Consider the following 16,853-nt stretch of genomic DNA (forward strand, 5'->3'; position numbering starts at 1 on the left):
GTCTCATCGGATTCACTGGTCACCGCCGGTACTTGGGGTCGAGGGCCTCGCGCAGCGACTCGCCCAGCAGGGTGAAGCCGAGCGCGGCGATGACGATGGCCAGGCCGGGGAAGACCGCCAGCAGCGGCGCGCTGGACAGGTAGCGCTGGGTGTCGGCGAGCATCCGTCCCCACTCGGGGATGCTCGGGTCGTTGCTGGACAGGCCGAGGAAGGCCAGCCCGGCCGCGTCCACGATCGCGGTGGCCAGGGTCAGGGTGCCCTGCACGATCACCGGGGTCAGCGAGTTGGGCAGGATGTGGCCGAGCACGATCCGCCGTCGCCGCACCCCCACCGACGTGGCGGCCAGCACGTAGTCGGAGCGGCGCTGGGCCAGCATCTGGCCGCGGAGCAGCCGCGCGAAGATCGGCATGTTCACCACCGCGATGGCGATCATCACGGCGTCCAGGCCGGAGCCGAGCATCGCGGCGACGCCGATGGCGAACAGCAGGCCGGGGACCGAGAGCATCATGTCGACCACGCGCATCACGACGCCGTCCACCCAGCCGCCGAAGGCCCCGGCGAGCAGGCCCAGCAGCAGCCCGCCCGCCATGCCGAGCAGGAGCGACACCACCCCGATGACCAGAGACCAGCGGGCTCCCCACAGCACCCGGGTGAACTCGTCGCGGCCCAGGTCGTCCAGGCCGAACCAGTGCTCGGCCGACGGTCCGGGGATGGAGACGGGGGTGACCTGGCCGACGGGCTTGTCCGGCGGGTACGGCGCCAGCCAGGGGGCCAGCAGCGCGACCACGACGAACAGCGTGACCAGCAGCGCGCCCGCGATGGCGACCGGGTTGCGGCGCAGCCGCCGCCAGGCATCCCTGCCGAGGCTCCCGCCGGTCTCCTCCGGGGCGACCGCGACCGTCTCCGCCTGGGACAGGCTCATGCGCCGCTCCTTCCCCGGGGAGTCCCGCGGCCTTCCCCGCGTCCTCGCCGATACCCGCTCACGCGGTCCTCACCCTCGGGTCGATGAGCCCGTAGGCGATGTCCACCAGCAGGTTGACCAGCACGAAGATCACCGCGGTGAACAGGATGAAGCCCTGCAGCACCGCGTAGTCCCTGGCGGTGATCGAGTCGGCCATGAACTTGCCGAAGCCGGGGAAGGCGAAGACGGTCTCGGTCAGCACCGCCCCGCCCAGCAGCAGGCCGACCTGGAGGCCGACGATCGTGACCACCGGGAGCAGGGCGTTGCGCAGCACGTGCCGCCCGCGGATCGTGGCCGGGCGCAGGCCCTTGGCCTCGGCGGTGCGCACGTAGTCCTCGTGGAGCACGTCCAGCACCGACGCCCGGGTGATGCGGACCACGATCGCCAGCGGGATGGTGCCCAGCGCGATCCCCGGCAGGATCAGGTGCGCCAGCGCGTCCAGGGCGGCCTCCGGGTTCCCGGTCACCAGGCCGTCCAGCACGTAGAAGCCGGTCGGGTGCTCGGCGTCCATCAGCGGGTCCTGGCGTCCGGCGGTGGGGAGGATCCCCAGTTTCTCGGCGAAGGCGAACTTCAGCATGTAGCCGAGGAAGAACACCGGGATCGTGATGCCGAACAGCGATCCGGCGACCGAGGCGTGGTCGAGCCAGGTGCCGTGGCGGCGCGCGGCGAAGTAGCCGAGCGGGACGCCCACCCCCACCGCGAAGATCATCGCGGTGAGGGCGAGCTCCACCGTGGCGGGGAAGGTGCGCAGCAGCTCCTCCAGGACCGGGTGCTGGGTCCTGGTGGAGACCCCGAGGTCGCCCCGGAGCACGTTCCCCACCCACCTGAGGTACTGCTCGTACCAGGGCCGGTCGAGGCCGTAGAGCCGTTGGACCCGCTCCACGGCCTCGGGGGTGGCCCGTTCCCCGAGCAGGGCCTCGGCGGGCCCTCCCGGCAGCGCCCTGACCCACAGGAACAGCAGGATGGACAGTCCCACCAGGATCGGCACGAGCAGCGCCAGCCGCCTGACGACGAACCTCAGCATCGATCAGTTCAGCGAGATCGAGGCGAGCTTGTCGTTGAGCACCGGGCTCGGCACCCAGCCCTGGACGTTCTTGGCCGCGGCCGAGAACGACGGGCTCTGCGCGTACGGCACGCCGGGCACGAAGTCGGCGATCAGGGTGTTGGCCTGCTTGTACAGCGCCTCCCGTTTGGCCTGGTCCGGTTCCTTCTCCGCGTCGCTCAGCGTCTTGAAGATCTCCTCGTTCCGGAACGACCACTGGTTGGAGAAGGACTGGAAGAACGTGCCGAGGAAGTTGTCCGGGTCGCCGAAGTCGCCGTTCCAGCCGAGCAGGAAGAGCGGGCAGTCGCCGGCCTGGGTGCTGTTGAGGTAGTCGGGGCTCCACGGCGAGGTCTTCGGCGTGACCTTGAAGCCCGCGGCCTCCAGGTCGGCCTTCATCAGCTGGAAGTTGCCCGCCGGGTCGACCATGTAGGCGCGGCTGACGCCGCTGGGGTAGCAGAACTCCAGCGTCGGGTTCGACACGCCGGACTCGGCGATGAGCTGCTTGGCCTTGTCGACGTTGTAGTCGTACTTGGTGAAGTCCTCGCTGTAGCTCCACAGGCTGTCCGGCATGAACGCGTTGGCGACCTTGGCGCCGGCGGCGTACTTGGTCTTCACGACGTTCTCGCGGTTGATCGCGTGGGCGATCGCCTGCCGGATCTTCTGGTTCTTCATGATGTCGGTTCTCTGGCTGAAGCCGAGGTAGCCCATGTTGAACGGCGCCCGCTCCAGCACCTGGGCCCCGGCGCTCTTCAGCGACTCCAGGTCGGCCGGGTCGGCGTAGTCGAAGGCGTGGACGGACCCGGCGCGCAGCGCCTGGGCCCGGTCGGCGGCCTTCTCGATGGGCTGGAATATGATCTTGCTGAGCTTGGCCTTCTCGCCCCAGTACTCGTCGTTGCGGACGAGCTCCAGCTTGTCGCCGCGCGTCCAGCTGCCGAACTTGAACGGCCCGGTGCCGACCGGGTGCTCGGTGCCGAAGGTCCCGGTGAACTGCGGCGACTCGGCGGTCCCGCTCACCTCGTCGGCCTTGTAGTCCTTGAGCGCCTTGGGGCTGGCGATGCCGAAGGACGACAGCGTCAGCGCCGACAGCACCACGGCGGACGGCTCGGTGAGCTTCAGCTCGACCGTGCCGTCGTCCTTGGCCGTGCAGCCGCCGTACAGGCTCTTGCCGAGGGTGTCGGCCTCGTTCTTGGCGAAGCCCCGGAAGACCGTCACCCAGTAGTAGGAGACCGAGTCCGACTGCGCCAGGCCGGTGAAGTTGTACCAGCGCTCGAAGTTGGCGCACACGGCCGCCGCGTTGAACGGCTCGCCGTCGTGGAACTTCACGCCCTGGCGGAGCTTGAAGGTGTAGGTCCTGGCGTCCTCGCTGACCTCCCAGCTCTCCGCGAGCCCGGCCACGACGTCGGTGCCGCCCTCCTCGGTGGCCACGAGCGTCTCGAAGATCTGGTTGGTCACCCGGGAGGACTCGCCGTCGCTGTGGAAGGCCGGGTCCAGGATGGCCGGGTCCGCCGAGGAGGCGAAGATCAGGGTCGAGCCCCTCGCCGCCTCCGTCCCGCCGGTCCCCGGAGTCTCCTCGTCTCCGCCGCAGGCCGCCGCGGACAGGACCAGGACAAGGCCCGCCGTCACCGCCATCGTCCTGCGCAGGGGCATACCGTATCGTCGCATGCTGCACCTCATCGCCGTCTTACGGCCGGGTCCCGGCCGCCGTGCGGACTCCCCGTGATCGCAGGATCTACGCGGACGGCAGCGCTGACCACCCCCGGCGTGAGGCTGTGGCGTAAATGTGACAGTCGGTTGACCGGAACGGTAAACAGGCGTTTCACAGCGGACGGCGCGCGCCGGCAGAGCGGCGCGCGCCGTCGGGAGGTGCGGGGCACCCGGTGGACGCGCGGGGCGCCCGTGCGGCGTCAGCCGTTCAGACGACCGGCTTCTTCGGGTGGAGGGCTTCCTCCACGTTCTGCGCGACCTTCGCCGCGGCCGGGGCCGTCGCCTGCTCCACGTTCTCCGGGAAGTGGCAGGCCACCTGGTGGCCGGGGGCCAGCTCCGCCAGCGGCGGCTCCTCCGTCTTGCAGATCACCTGGGCCTTCCAGCACCGGGTGTGGAAGCGGCAGGCCGGCGGCGGGTTGAGCGGGCTGGGCACGTCGCCCTGGAGACGGATGCGCTCGCGGTCCTTGCGCCGCGCCGGGTCCGGGATCGGCACGGCGGACAGCAGCGCGTTGGTGTACGGGTGCATCGGCGAGTCGTACAGGCTCTTCCGGTCGGCCAGCTCGACGATCTTGCCGAGGTACATGACCGCGACCCGGTCGCTGATGTGCCGGATGACCGACAGGTCGTGCGCGACGATGACGTAGGTCAGGCCGAGCTCGTTCTGCAGGTCCTCCAGGAGGTTGACCACCTGGGCCTGGATCGACACGTCGAGCGCGGAGACCGGCTCGTCCGCGATGATCATCTTCGGCTTGAGCGCGAGCGTGCGGGCGATGCCGATGCGCTGGCGCTGGCCGCCGGAGAACTCGTGCGGGTAGCGGTTGTAGTGCTCGGGGTTGAGGCCGACCAGCTCCAGGATCTCCTGGACCGCCTTCTTGGTCCCCTGCTCGGTCTGGACGCCCTGGATGCGGAAGGGCGCGCCGACGATGGCGCCGACCGTGTGCCGCGGATTGAGCGAGGAGTAGGGGTCCTGGAAGATCATCTGGATGTCGCGGCGGAGCGGCCGGATCTTCGACTGCGACATGTGGGTGATGTCGTGGCCCTCGAAGAAGATCTTCCCGGCGGTCGGCTCCATCAGCCGGGTGACCAGGCGGCCCGTGGTGCTCTTGCCGCAACCGGACTCGCCGACCAGGCCGAGCGTCTCGCCCTGGCGGACGTCGAAGCTGACCCCGTCGACCGCCCTGACCGCGCCGATCTGGCGCTTGAGCAGGCCCTTGGTCACCGGGAAGTGCTTCTGCAGGCCCTGGACGGACAACAGCGCTTCGGGAGCGTTCACGCCCTCGCCCCCCTTGTCGGCCCTGTGGCTCACTGGACCTCCATCATCGGCTTGATCTCGTTCTCCCAGATGGCCCGCCGCTCCTCGCGCGGCAGGTGGCAGCGGACCAGGTGCCCGCCTTCGGTCTCCAGGAGCTGCGGCACCTCGGTGGTGGCCTTGCCGCCGGTGCGCTCCCGGTAGGGGCACCGCGGGTTGAAGGCGCAACCGGACGGCACGTTGATCAGGGAGGGCGGGGTGCCCTTGATCGGCATCAGCCGCTCGGTGGGCTCCCGGTCCAGCCGGGGCATCGATCCCAGTAGACCCCATGTGTAGGGGTGCTCGGGACGGTAGAAGATGTCGTCCGCCGTGCCGTACTCGATGCACTTGCCGCCGTACATCACCAGGATCTCGTCCGACAGCTCGGCGACCACGCCGAGGTCGTGGGTGATGACGATCAGCGCGGAGTTGAACTCGCGCTGCAGGTCCAGCATGAGGTCCAGGATCTGCGCCTGGACCGTCACGTCGAGGGCGGTGGTCGGCTCGTCGGCGATCAGCAGCTCGGGGTCGCACGACAGGGCCATGGCGATCATGGCGCGCTGGCGCATGCCGCCGGAGAACTCGTGCGGGTAGCTGTCCACCCGCCTGTCGGGCTGCGGGATGCCGACCCGGCCGAGCATGTCGATCGCGTGCTTGCGGGCGACCGCCTTGCTGACGTTGTGGTGGATCCGGTAGGCCTCGATGATCTGCTTGCCGACCGTGTAGAACGGGTGCATCGACGAGAGCGGATCCTGGAAGATCATCGCCATCTTCTTGCCGCGCAGCGTCCGCACGTGGTCCTGGCTCGCGCCGACGAGCTCCTCGCCGTCCAGCCAGATCTCGCCGGAGATCTTCGCCCGGCCGCCCTTGTGCAGGCCCAGGATGCCGAGGCTGGTCACGCTCTTGCCGGAGCCCGACTCGCCCACGATGCCCAGGGTCTTGCCCCGGTCCAGCTTGAAGGACAGGCCGTCGACGGACTTGACCAGGCCGTCCTCGGTCGGGAAGTGGATGCGCAGATCGCGCAGTTCCAGGAAGGAGCCGGGCGCAGGAGAAGCAGACCCCGTGGTCATGAGAGCCTCACCCTCGGGTCGACCACCGCGTACAGAACGTCCACGATGAGGTTGGCCAGGACGATGAAGAACGCCGCGAACAGGGTGACGCCCAGCACGACGGGCAGGTCGTTGCCCCGGATCGCGTCGATGACCAGCTTGCCGATGCCGGGGATGGAGAAGGTGCTCTCGGTGAGCACCGCGCCGCCCAGCAGCAGGCCGAGGTCGAGGCCGAAGATGGTGAGGATGGGGGTGAGCGTGGCGCGCAGGGCGTGCTTGGTGACGACCGTGCGCTCCTTGAGGCCCTTGGCGCGGGCCGTGCGGATGTAGTCCTCGCCCATGGTCTCCAGCATGCCCGCCCGGGTGAGCCGGGCGTACAGGGCGGCGTAGAGGAAGGCCAGGGTGATCCAGGGCAGCACCAGCGCCTGGAACCACATCAGCGGGTTCGTCGTGATGGGCGTGTAGCTGCCGCCGCCGGGGAAGATGCCGAGCGTGTAGGCGAACAACGCGAGCGAGACCAGGCCGGTGAAGTAGATCGGCAGCGAGACTCCCGCCAGCGCCACCGTCATCGCCGCCCGGTCGAGCACGGTGCCGCGTTTCAGCGCGGATATGACGCCGATGGAGACGCCTGCCACGACCCAGATCACCGCCGCGCCGATGGCCAGCGAGATGGTCGCGGGGAGCCGGTCGAGCAGGGTGGGCCAGACCGGCTGGTTGTTGTTGAAGGAGAAGCCGAAGCAGGGCGCCGGGCACTCTGCCTTCCGCGGCCCGAGCGAGTAGTCCTGGCCCGCCACGATGCCCTTGGCGAAGCGCCCGTACTGCACGATGAGCGGGTCGTCCAGGTGGAGCCGCTTGACGGCGCCCTGGATCGCCTCGGGTGTGGCGTCCCGCCCGACGTAACGCGACGCCATGCCCTCGGGGGTCTGTCCCAGGGCACGCGGGATGAGGAAGAAGATCGCGAAGGTCGCCACACTGACGATGACGAGCATCAGCACGGCGGCGATCACGCGGCGGACGATGAAAGCGACCACGATCGTTCGGCCGGGGCGCCCGGGAGGATCGCTCCCGGGCGCCCTAGGCCTTCACCTGCCTTTGGCTAGCTAGAGAAGGACTACTGCTGGACGCCGAGCCACGTGTAGTCGTACATGCCGTAGGCGGGGTGCACGTACACGTTGGTCAGGCTGGCCGGACGGAAGATCAGAGTCTTCTCGTAGACGAACGGCAGGAACGCGGCCGACTCCATGACCTTCTTGTCGACCTCGGCCCAGATCTTGTTGCGCTCGGCCGGGTCGGTGGTCTGGATGCCCTTGTCGAGCAGCTCGTTCACCGCCGGGTCGTTGAGCTCCATCATGTTGTAGTTGCCCGAGGGCTTGATGAAGCGGCCGTCGACGATCTGCGACAGGAAGCCGAAGCCCGAGGGCCAGTCGGCGCCCCAGCCGGCGATCATGATGCCCAGCTTGTTCTGGTGCACGAAGTCCGGCTTGCCGGCGTACTGCGCGCTCCAGTCACCCGAGGGGTACTTCTTGATCGTGGCCTTGATGCCGACCTTGTCCAGCGAGGCCTGCAGGGCCTCGGCGACCTGGACCTCCTTGACCCGGTCACCGCGGACCGCGATGTTGGTCTCGAAGCCGTTCGGCTGGCCGCAGGCCGTCAGGGCCTCCTTGGCCTTGGCCACGTCGCCCTTGTTGTCGGCGCCGTTCGGGAACAGGTCGTACTGCTGGTAGCCGACCGTGGTCGGGGTCATCAGCGTGCTGCCGATGTCACCGCCGAGCGGGCCGCCCCACGGCGCCTGGGTGGCGACCTGGTCGGTGGCGTACTGCACGGCCTTGCGGCACTCGATGTTGTCGAACGGGGCGACCTTGGTCGACATCATCGCGTAGCGGTTGAAGGGGGTGTACGGGTTGTCCGTCGAGTCCTTCAGCTTGGCGTCGGCGACGATCTTCGCGCGGGCGGCCGGCTGCACACCGGTGCCGCCGAGGTCGACGTGGATCTGCCCGGCCAGCAGGCGCTGGTCGATGTCCTCGCCGCTCTGCTTCATCTGGACCTCGATGCGGTCCGGAAGCTGCTTGCGCGTGGTGTCGGTGGCCGGGTCCCAGTTCTCGTTCTTCACGAGGTTGAACTGCTTGCCGACCTCGTAGCTCTCGATCTTGTAGGGGCCGGTCGAGGCGACGGTCTTCTCGTACTCCAGGCCGGTGTCCTTGGCCTGCGGCACCGGAGCCGACTGCGGGTTGGCGACCAGGAAGTCGAACTCGGAGAACGGCTTCTTCAGCTTGAAGACGACCGTGTAGTCGTCCGGGGTCTCGACGCCCTTGAAGTTGTCGAGGTTCTTGTCCTTGTAGGGACCCTTGTAGTCACCGGAGTCGAGGTACTCGGCGAAGTACTTCGGACCGTCGGTGAGCTCCTCGCTGAAGTTGCTCCGGGCGATGGCGTACTTGACGTCCGCGGCCTTGACCTCCGTGCCGTCGTCGTACTTGATGCCCTTCTTGAGCTTGTACGTCCAGGTCAGGCCGTCCTCGCTGGCCTCGCCGAGACCCTCCGCCAGGTCGGGGACCAGCTTCAGGCCCTCCTCACCGGGAGCGGCGGCGTAGGTCAGCAGCGGGCGAGCGTACAGACGCGTGAAGTTCCAGTTGAACGCGTAGTAGGTGTTGCCCGGGTCCATCGAGTCGGGCTCGTCGGAGTAGGCGAACTTGAGCGTCCCGCCCTTGGCGTCCGAGGGGTTGACGACCTTGGTGTAGCCGTCGTTGTGCTTGGCGGCGGAGGTCCCGGCACCGGTGTTGCCCGTCCCGGTGTTGTTGTTGCCGCCACCGCCGGCGGTACCGCCGCAGGCCGCGAGGCCCATGGTGAGCGCGGTGCCCAGTGCGGCGAGCGCGAGGGCTTTGGTCTTCCTCATCGTGGTTGTACACCCCTTGTCATGAGTGACGGTGATATCGAGGGACGGAAGCGTTGCCGCTAACGAGCTCGGGGGTCGAGGGCGTCCCGGAGCCCGTCTCCCAGAAGGTTGAAGGCCATCACGGTAATGAAGATCGCGAGACCCGGGACGAGCATGAAGTGCGGTGCGATCTGGTAGTAGTCCACCGCGCGGGTGAGCATGCCTCCCCAGGAGGCCTGCGGTTCCGCCACGCCCACGCCGAGGAACGACAGCGCGGCCTCGAAGAGGATGTTCGTGGGGATGAGAAGCGTGGAGTAGACCAGGATCGGCGCCGCGAGGTTGGGGAAGACCTCACGGAAGATGATGTAGCGGTTGCCCGCGCCCAGCGACCGGGCGGCGTCGACGAACTCGCGCTCGCGCAGCGAAAGGGTCTGGCCGCGCACGATTCGCGCGATGTACGGCCAGTTGAAGAACCCGATGATGAACACGATCACCGCCACCCGCAGGGCGTTGCCCTTGAGGCCGAGCGCCTCGTCGGGGACGGCGCCCACGATGGCGATCGCGAACAGCAGCAGCGGGAAGGCGAGGAAGACGTCCATCAACCGGCTGATGATCGTGTCGACCCAGCCGCCGAAGTAGCCCGCCAGCACGCCCATCAGCGAGCCGATCACCACGGACAGCAGCGTGGCGAGGAAGGCGACCAGCAGCGAGATCTGAGCGCCGGACAGGATGCGGGCGAACAGGTCACGGCCGTTGACCGGCTCGAGACCGAGGGGATGCTCCAGGCTGATGCCGCCCCAGGCGCCGATCGGCGCGCTGGTCATGGGATCGACGAGATCGTTGTTGGGCACGTTCGGCGAGTCGCCGAAGAGCGCGATCAGCCCGCCGAACGGACGTTCGGCGAAGACGGCGACCAGCGTCAGGAACAGCACGACATAGAAGCCGACGAAGGCGGCCTTGTCACGTTTCAGCCGCATCCATGCGATCTGACCGAGCGAACGGCCTTCGATGGCCTTTCCGCCCGCCCCTTCAAGCACGGCCTCCGGCTGGGCCTCCAAGGCCTGCCCGGAGACATCGAGCGGTGCGGTCATACAGTGGCCCCCTGGATCCCAGACGACGTTGTCCGATGAACGCGTCCCCCGGGTCGGGGTGTCGCGCCCTGAGTCTACGGTTCTGTTTCTTCAGTTCCGTTCCGCAGAATCTATGGGCTGAACTGCACTTACCAGACCTTTGGCGGCCTATGTGGCTTAAATGTGATTCACGTGAAATTCATTCGTTTTGATCTTGATCTGAATGTCCCCGGGAGGTTCCGTTTCTGTCTTGATTTTGTGACACAACCGTGGCCGCCCCGGGCACCCCCGTCACACGGCGTCCGAGACCCGCGCCTCACCCGATCCCGCGGCGCTTGAGGATCGCCTCGATGTCGGAGAAGTCGTCGTCCTCCGCGGGCTTGGCCGCCGGCTTGCTCCCCGGCTTGAGCGCTCCCGGCCTGGCCGCGGCCCCGGGAGTGCGCTGCGGCAGCGGCTGGGTGACGGTGGCGCCGGAGCCCTGACCGGCGGCGCCGCGCGCCGCGGCCGGGACCGCCGGAGTCCCCGGGGCCGCGGTCCGGGCCGACGACAGACGGCGGGCCCTCAGCACGCCCGAGACCAGGAACAGCACCACCGACAGGCCGGCCACCGCCACACCTGCCCACACCTTCGGATTGAACACCAGTCCGGCGACGAAACCGGTGACCGCCGTGCCGATGTCCCACAGTGTCGGCAGCGCGTCCGTCAGATAGGCCGCCACCGGCAGCAGCGACCACGCCGCCATCCGCAACCCGGCCGCGGCCCCCCGGCGGCGCAGCATCAGGAAGCTCACGACCAGTCCCACCCCGGTCAGCCCGGCGCAGAGCGCCAGCCACGGGATATCGGCGAACGTCAGCATGGTGGAATCCCCTCGTATTCGGTTGCCTGTTTTCCATCCTGGCACGCCGATACGCGAGTGCTCCTCCTCCTTTGGGAGGGATGACCCCCTAAGGGCTCCGAGAGGGCCGATCCCTAAGGGTCTCCCCGGGACGGCGAGCGAAGCCCCTACGGCTCCCCGGCCGACAGTTCCCGCAGCGTCTCGACGTCCACCTCGCGCAGCGAGGACACGACGAGGCGGCCGGGGGCGTGCGGGATCGGCAGCACGCTCGGCACCGCCACCACCCGGCAGCCCGCCGCGGTGGCCGCCGTCACCCCGTTCGGGGAGTCCTCCAGCGCCACGCACCGGGCGGGGTCCACGCCCAGCAGGGCGGCGGCCGTCAGGTAGGGCTCCGGGTCGGGCTTGGTCCGCGTCACGTCGTCGCCGGTCACCACACGGTCGAAGTTGTGCCGGCCGATCGCGCCCGACAGGCACGCCTCGGCGATCTCCCGGGCCGAGGAGGTGACCAGGGCGGTGGGCAGGCCCGCCCGCCGTACGGCGGCCAGCAGCTCGGCGGCGCCCGGCATCATCTCCACCCCGCCGGAGAGCTTGGCGATCATGCCCTCCAGCATCCAGGCCGCCACGTCGGCCGGGTCGGCGGACGCCCCGGAGACCCGGAGCATGTAGGCCACGGTGGCCGGCATGGAACCGCCCACCAGGTGCTCCTGGTCCTGCGGCCCCCAGTCGCCGCCGAGCCGCTCCATCACCTCGGTCTCGACCTGGAACCACACCTTCTCGCTGTCCACGAGCAGGCCGTCCATGTCGAAGAGGACCGCGTCCATCCCCCGAGAAGTCCTCTCCCGATCACACGCCGGGCAGCCGCCCGGCGTCACGCCGTAGAAACCGTGCAAAACCGCAGAAGCCGCGGGAACCGTCAGACGTTGAAGTACTTGGCCTCGGGGTGGTGGACGATCAGCGCGGAGGTCGACTGCTCGGGGTGGAGCTGGAACTCCTCCGACAGCTTCACGCCGATCCGCTCCGGGGAGAGCAGCTCCATCAGCTGGACCTGGTCCTCCAGGTTCGGGCAGGCCGGGTAGCCGAAGGAGTAGCGGCAGCCGGCGATGTTGACCTTGAGCATGTCCTCCAGCGACTCGTCGCCGCCGATGCCCAGCTCGGAGCGGACCCGGGCGTGCCAGTACTCGGCCAGCGCCTCGGTGAGCTGCACCGACAGGCCGTGCAGCTCCAGGTAGTCGCGGTAGGCGTCCTTGGCGAACAGCTCGGCCGCGGCCTCGGAGACCTTGTTGCCCATCGTGACGACCTGGAAGGCGACCACGTCGACCTCGCCGGAGTCCTTCGAGCGGAAGAAGTCGGACAGGCACAGGTGCCGGTCGCGGCGCTGGCGCGGGAAGGTGAACCGGGTGCGCTCGCCGCCCGCCTCGTCGAGGATGATCAGCGAGTCGCCGTCGCTGACGCACGGGAAGTATCCGTAGGCGACGGCCGCCTCCAGCAGGCCCTCGGTCTGCATGCGCTCCAGCCACATCCGCAGGCGCGGCCGGCCCTCGGTCTCGACCAGCTCCTCGTAGGACGGCCCCTCGCCGCGGCGCGCGGCCTTCAGGCCCCACTGGCCCATGAAGGTCGCCCGCTCGTCCAGGAAGGCGGCGTAGTCGGCGAGCGGGACGCCCTTGATCACGCGGTCGCCGAGGAAGGGCGCCACCGGGACCGGGTTGTCGGCGGCCACGTCGGAGCGGGCGGGCAGGTCCTCCACGGCGGTGCGCTCCAGGACCGCGCCGGTCTTGACCCGGCGCTGGCGCAGCGGCGGCAGGGAGGCGCCCTCCTCGCCGCGCTTGACCGCCATGAACGCGTCCATCAGGCGCAGTCCCTCGAAGGCGTCGCGGGCGTAGCGGACCTCTCCGCGGAACAGCTCGGCGAGATCCTGCTCGACGTAGGCGCGGGTCAGGGCGGCCCCGCCGAGCAGCACCGGGAACCGGTCGGCGATGCCCCGGGCGTTCATCTCCTCCAGGTTCTCCTTCATGATCACCGTGGATTTGACGAGCAGGCCGGACATGCCGATGACGTCGGCGCCGTGCTCCTCGGCGGCCTCCAGGATCGCCGAGACCGGCTGCTTGATGCCGAGGTTGACGACCTCGTAGCCGTTGTTGGACAGGATGATGTCCACCAGGTTCTTGCCGATGTCGTGCACGTCGCCCTTGACGGTCGCCAGCACGATGCGGCCCTTGGTCTCGCCCTCGACCCGCTCCATGTGCGGCTCCAGGTAGGCCACGGCGGTCTTCATCACCTCGGCCGACTGGAGCACGAACGGCAGCTGCATCTCGCCGGAGCCGAACAGCTCGCCGACGGTCTTCATGCCGTCCAGCAGCACGTCGTTGACGATCTCCAGGGCGGGGCGCTGGGCGAGCGCCTCGTCCAGGTCGGCCTCCAGGCCCTTGCGCTCGCCGTCGATGATGCGGCGCTTGAGCCGCTCCCACAGCGGCAGCGCGGCCAGTTCCTCGGCTCTGCCTGCCTTCATCGCGGCCGCGTCGACGCCCTCGAACAGCTCCATGAACCGCTGCAGCGGGTCGTAGCCCTCGCGCCGCCGGTCGTAGACCATGTCCAGGGCGACCTGGCGCTGCTCGTCGGGGATGCGCGCCATCGGCAGGATCTTGGAGGCGTGCGCGATCGCGGAGTCCAGTCCCGCGTTGACGCACTCGTTGAGGAACACGCTGTTGAGCACCATGCGGGCGGCCGGGTTGAGGCCGAAGGAGATGTTGGACAGCCCGAGCGTGGTCTGCACCGCCGGATAGCGGCGCTTGATCTCGGCGATGGCCTCGACGGTCTCCAGGCCGTCGCGCCGGGTCTCCTCCTGGCCGGTGGCGATCGGGAAGGTCAGGCAGTCGACGACGATGTCCTCGACCCGCATGCCCCAGTTCCCGGTCAGGTCCTCGATGAGGCGGGTGGCGATGCGGACCTTGTGCTCGGCGGTGCGCGCCTGGCCCTCCTCGTCGATGGTCAGCGCGACCACGGCGGCGCCGTGCTCCCGGACCAGCTTCATGATCTTGGTGAAGCGGGAGTCGGGGCCGTCGCCGTCCTCGTAGTTGACCGAGTTGATGATCGCGCGGCCGCCGATCGCCTCCAGACCGGCCTCCAGCACGGCGGGCTCGGTGGAGTCGAGCATGATCGGCAGCGTGGAGGCCGTGGCGAAGCGGAACGCCAGCTCCCGCATGTCGCCCGCGCCGTCCCGGCCGACGTAGTCGACGCACAGGTCGAGCATGTGCGCGCCGTCGCGGGCCTGGGCCCGGGCGATCTCCACGCACTCCTCCCAGTTGCCGGCGAGCATGGCCTCGCGGAACGCCTTGGAGCCGTTGGCGTTGGTCCGCTCGCCGACGGCCAGGTAGGAGGTGTCCTGCCGGAAGGGCACGTGTTGGTAGAGCGAGGAGGCGCCGGCCTCCGGGCGGGGGCGGCGCGGGGCGGGAGCCTGACCGCGGACCCGCTCGACCACCTTGCGCAGGTGCTCGGGGGTGGTGCCGCAGCAGCCGCCGACGATCGACAGGCCGTAGTCGCGGGCGAAGGTCTCATGCGCGTCGGCCAGCTCGCCCGGGCTGAGCGGGTAGTAGGCGCCGTCGGAGGTCAGCACGGGCAGGCCGGCGTTGGGCATGCACGACAGCCGGACCCGCGCGTGCCGGGCGAGGTAGCGCAGGTGCTCGCTCATCTCGGCCGGGCCGGTGGCGCAGTTGAGCCCGATGACGTCGACGCCGAGAGGCTCGATCGCGGTGAGCGCCGCGCCGATCTCCGAACCGAGCAGCATCGCGCCGTTGGTCTCGATGGTGACCTGGGCGATGATCGGCACGTCGCGGCCCGCGTCGGCGATGGCCCGGCGCGCGCCGACGACCGCGGCCTTCACCTGGAGCAGGTCCTGGCAGGTCTCGATGATCAGCGCGTCGGCGCCGCCGGCGACCAGCCCGGCCGCGTTGTCGTAGTAGGCGTCGCGCAGCTCGGCGTACGGCTTGTGCCCGAGGGTGGGCAGCTTGGTGCCGGGGCCCATGGAGCCCAGGACGAAACGCGGGTGATCCGGGGTGGACCAGCGGTCGGCGGACTCGCGGGCGACCCGGGCGCCGGCCTCGGAGTAGGCGAAGACGCGCTCGGAGATGTCGTATTCCCCGAGCGCGGCGAGATTGGCGCCGAAGGTGTTGGTCTCCACGCAGTCGACGCCGACCTCGAAGTAGGCGTCGTGCACGGCCCGCACGATGTCGGGACGGGTGACGTTGAGCACCTCGTTGCAGCCCTCGTGCCCCTCGAAGTCGTCGAGGCTGACGTCGTGGGCCTGGAGCATCGTCCCCATGGCCCCGTCGGCGACCAGAACGCGCTCGGCAAGGACGTCACGGAAAGACGGTGCGTTTGTCATGGGGGAATCCTACTGGGAACGACTCAGGCGCTTATCGTTCATGATATTAATTGTACTCACGGTCCAATTAACCTCCGAGAGTGCTCACGCCCGACCCCCTGCGAGGTTCCCGATGGCGTCCTACCGCACCATTCTCGTCGGCACCGACGGCTCCGCCTCCTCCTTCCGTGCGGTCTCGGCCGCCGCCGCCCTCGCCGGCGCGACCGGTGCCGTCCTGGTCCTTGCCTGCGCCTACCTCCCCATGCGGGAACGCGACCGCAACGTCGCCGCCGACGCCCTGGGCGAGCTGGCCTACAAGGTGAGCGGGTCCACCCCGGCCGACGACGCGCTGCGCGCCGCCCGGGAGCACGCGGTCGCCGCGGGCGCCCAGCGGATCGAGCTGGCCGCCGCGGAGGGGGACGCGGTGGACGCGCTGATCTCCCTGGCCGCCGAGCACGACGCCGACCTGCTGGTCGTCGGCAACCGGGGGCTCAACAGCCTCGCCGGGCGGCTGCTCGGCTCGGTGCCGTCGGCCGTCTCCCACCGCGCGGGATGCGACGTATTGATCGTTCACACCACCTCCGGGAGGTGACGCGAGGCCCCTCCGAGCGCATAGGCTTAGCCGGAGGTACGGCGAGGCGACTAGGGAGGCTGCGCGTGATCGAACTCGAAGGTCTACCTGAGCTCGTCGACCCCGTGCTGATCGCCGCGTTCGAGGGGTGGAACGACGCAGGCGAGGCCTCGAGCGGCGCGATCGCGCACCTCGAAGCCGAGTGGAAGGCCACCGAGCTGGCCTCCTTCGACCCCGAGGACTACTACGACTTCCAGGTCACCCGCCCCATCGTGGAGGTGGGCGAGGGGCTGACCCGGTCGATCACCTGGCCCACCACGAGGCTCTACGTGGCCAGGCCCCCGGGCGCCGACCGCGACGTGATCCTGCTGCGCGGCATCGAGCCCAACATGCGCTGGCGCTCGTTCTGCGCCGAGATCATCGAGCTCTGCCAGAAGCTGGGCGTGGAGCTGGCCGTGCTGCTGGGCGCGCTGCTCAACGACTCGCCCCACACCAGGCCGGTGCCGATCGTCGGCTCGGCCAGCGACGAGAACCTCGCGCGGGCGATCAACCTGGAGCTGAGCCGCTACGAGGGGCCGACCGGCATCGTCGGCGTGCTGCAGCAGGCCTTCGGCACGGCGGACATCCCCGCGGTCTCGCTGTGGGCCTCGGTGCCGCACTACGTGGCCCAGCCGCCCAGCCCCAAGGCGACGCTGGCGCTGCTGAGCCGGATGGAGGAGCTGCTCAAGATCCCGATGCCGCTGGGCGAGCTGGCCGAGGAGGCCAGGGCCTGGGAGCACGGCGTGGACGAGCTGGCCGCCCAGGACAGCGAGGTGGCCGACTACGTCAGGGAACTGGAGGAGCGCAAGGACGCCACCGAGCTGCCCGAGGCGAGCGGCGACGCCATCGCCGCGGAGTTCGAGCGCTACCTGCGCCGCCGCGATCGCGACGGGGACGGCTGACCCCACGACGGGGTCGGCTGACCTCGCAATGGAGCCGGTTCACCCCACGACGGGACCGTCTTTCACCTGGCCGCCGCGGCGGCGCCCGCCCGTCACACGGCCGCTGACCTGCCCGTAGGGGCCGCCGGCCGGGCCGTCACGGAGACGATCGAAACACACAGCGCAT

The 16,853-nt window shown here is 69.5% G+C and carries 13 protein-coding genes; 2 read left to right on the forward strand and 11 right to left on the reverse strand.

Annotation, left to right across the window (positions count from 1 at the left end; genetic code table 11):
- Positions 1-19 precede the first annotated feature (19 nt).
- The 11 genes from Plo01_RS16735 to metH all read right to left on the reverse strand — a co-directional run bounded on the left by Plo01_RS16735 (position 20) and on the right by metH (position 15,196).
- Complete coding sequence (locus tag Plo01_RS16735; RefSeq protein WP_203891507.1) at positions 20-922, reverse strand: ABC transporter permease; 903 nt, start codon at positions 920-922, stop codon at positions 20-22.
- 58 nt (positions 923-980) lie between these two features.
- Positions 981-1,985, reverse strand: coding sequence for an ABC transporter permease (locus Plo01_RS16740; protein WP_203891508.1), 1,005 nt, complete (start codon positions 1,983-1,985; stop codon positions 981-983).
- Positions 1,986-1,988: 3 nt separating this feature from the next.
- Positions 1,989-3,665, reverse strand: coding sequence for an ABC transporter substrate-binding protein (locus Plo01_RS16745; protein WP_203891509.1), 1,677 nt, complete (start codon positions 3,663-3,665; stop codon positions 1,989-1,991).
- Positions 3,666-3,915: 250 nt separating this feature from the next.
- Positions 3,916-5,013, reverse strand: coding sequence for an ABC transporter ATP-binding protein (locus tag Plo01_RS16750; protein ID WP_275415396.1), 1,098 nt, complete (start codon positions 5,011-5,013; stop codon positions 3,916-3,918).
- Positions 5,010-6,065 carry an ABC transporter ATP-binding protein gene (locus Plo01_RS16755; RefSeq protein WP_203891510.1) on the reverse strand — a complete coding sequence of 352 codons (1,056 nt, stop codon included), beginning with the start codon at positions 6,063-6,065 and terminating at the stop codon, positions 5,010-5,012. Before Plo01_RS16755 ends, Plo01_RS16750 begins: the two co-directional genes overlap by 4 nt.
- Positions 6,062-7,075 (reverse strand): ABC transporter permease, encoded by a 1,014-nt coding sequence (locus Plo01_RS16760; protein WP_203891511.1) that lies wholly within the window; start codon positions 7,073-7,075, stop codon positions 6,062-6,064. The genes Plo01_RS16755 and Plo01_RS16760 overlap by 4 nt, the downstream gene beginning before the upstream one ends.
- Before the next feature lie 80 nt (positions 7,076-7,155).
- On the reverse strand, positions 7,156-8,934 hold the full coding sequence (locus Plo01_RS16765; protein ID WP_203891512.1) for an ABC transporter substrate-binding protein: 1,779 nt from the start codon (positions 8,932-8,934) through the stop codon (positions 7,156-7,158).
- Positions 8,935-8,993: 59 nt separating this feature from the next.
- Complete coding sequence (locus tag Plo01_RS16770) at positions 8,994-10,004, reverse strand: ABC transporter permease (RefSeq protein WP_203891513.1); 1,011 nt, start codon at positions 10,002-10,004, stop codon at positions 8,994-8,996.
- Between the two features lie 295 nt (positions 10,005-10,299).
- Complete coding sequence (locus Plo01_RS16775) at positions 10,300-10,839, reverse strand: cellulose synthase (RefSeq protein ID WP_307837383.1); 540 nt, start codon at positions 10,837-10,839, stop codon at positions 10,300-10,302.
- Positions 10,840-10,985: 146 nt separating this feature from the next.
- Entirely contained in the window at positions 10,986-11,639 is a 654-nt protein-coding gene (locus Plo01_RS16780; protein WP_203891514.1) for an HAD family hydrolase, read from the reverse strand.
- A gap of 92 nt (positions 11,640-11,731) precedes the next feature.
- Complete coding sequence (gene metH / locus Plo01_RS16785) at positions 11,732-15,196, reverse strand: methionine synthase (protein ID WP_203891515.1); 3,465 nt, start codon at positions 15,194-15,196, stop codon at positions 11,732-11,734.
- Positions 15,197-15,308: 112 nt separating this feature from the next.
- On the opposite strand from metH, the gene Plo01_RS16790 reads away from it, so the two are divergent.
- Positions 15,309-15,767 carry a universal stress protein gene (locus tag Plo01_RS16790; RefSeq protein WP_203891516.1) on the forward strand — a complete coding sequence of 153 codons (459 nt, stop codon included), beginning with the start codon at positions 15,309-15,311 and terminating at the stop codon, positions 15,765-15,767.
- A gap of 65 nt (positions 15,768-15,832) precedes the next feature.
- Positions 15,833-16,687 (forward strand): PAC2 family protein, encoded by an 855-nt coding sequence (locus Plo01_RS16795; protein WP_203891517.1) that lies wholly within the window; start codon positions 15,833-15,835, stop codon positions 16,685-16,687.
- Positions 16,688-16,853 lie beyond the last annotated feature (166 nt).

It is taken from the genome of Planobispora longispora, from assembly GCF_016863135.1.
Lineage (GTDB): Bacteria > Actinomycetota > Actinomycetes > Streptosporangiales > Streptosporangiaceae > Planobispora > Planobispora longispora.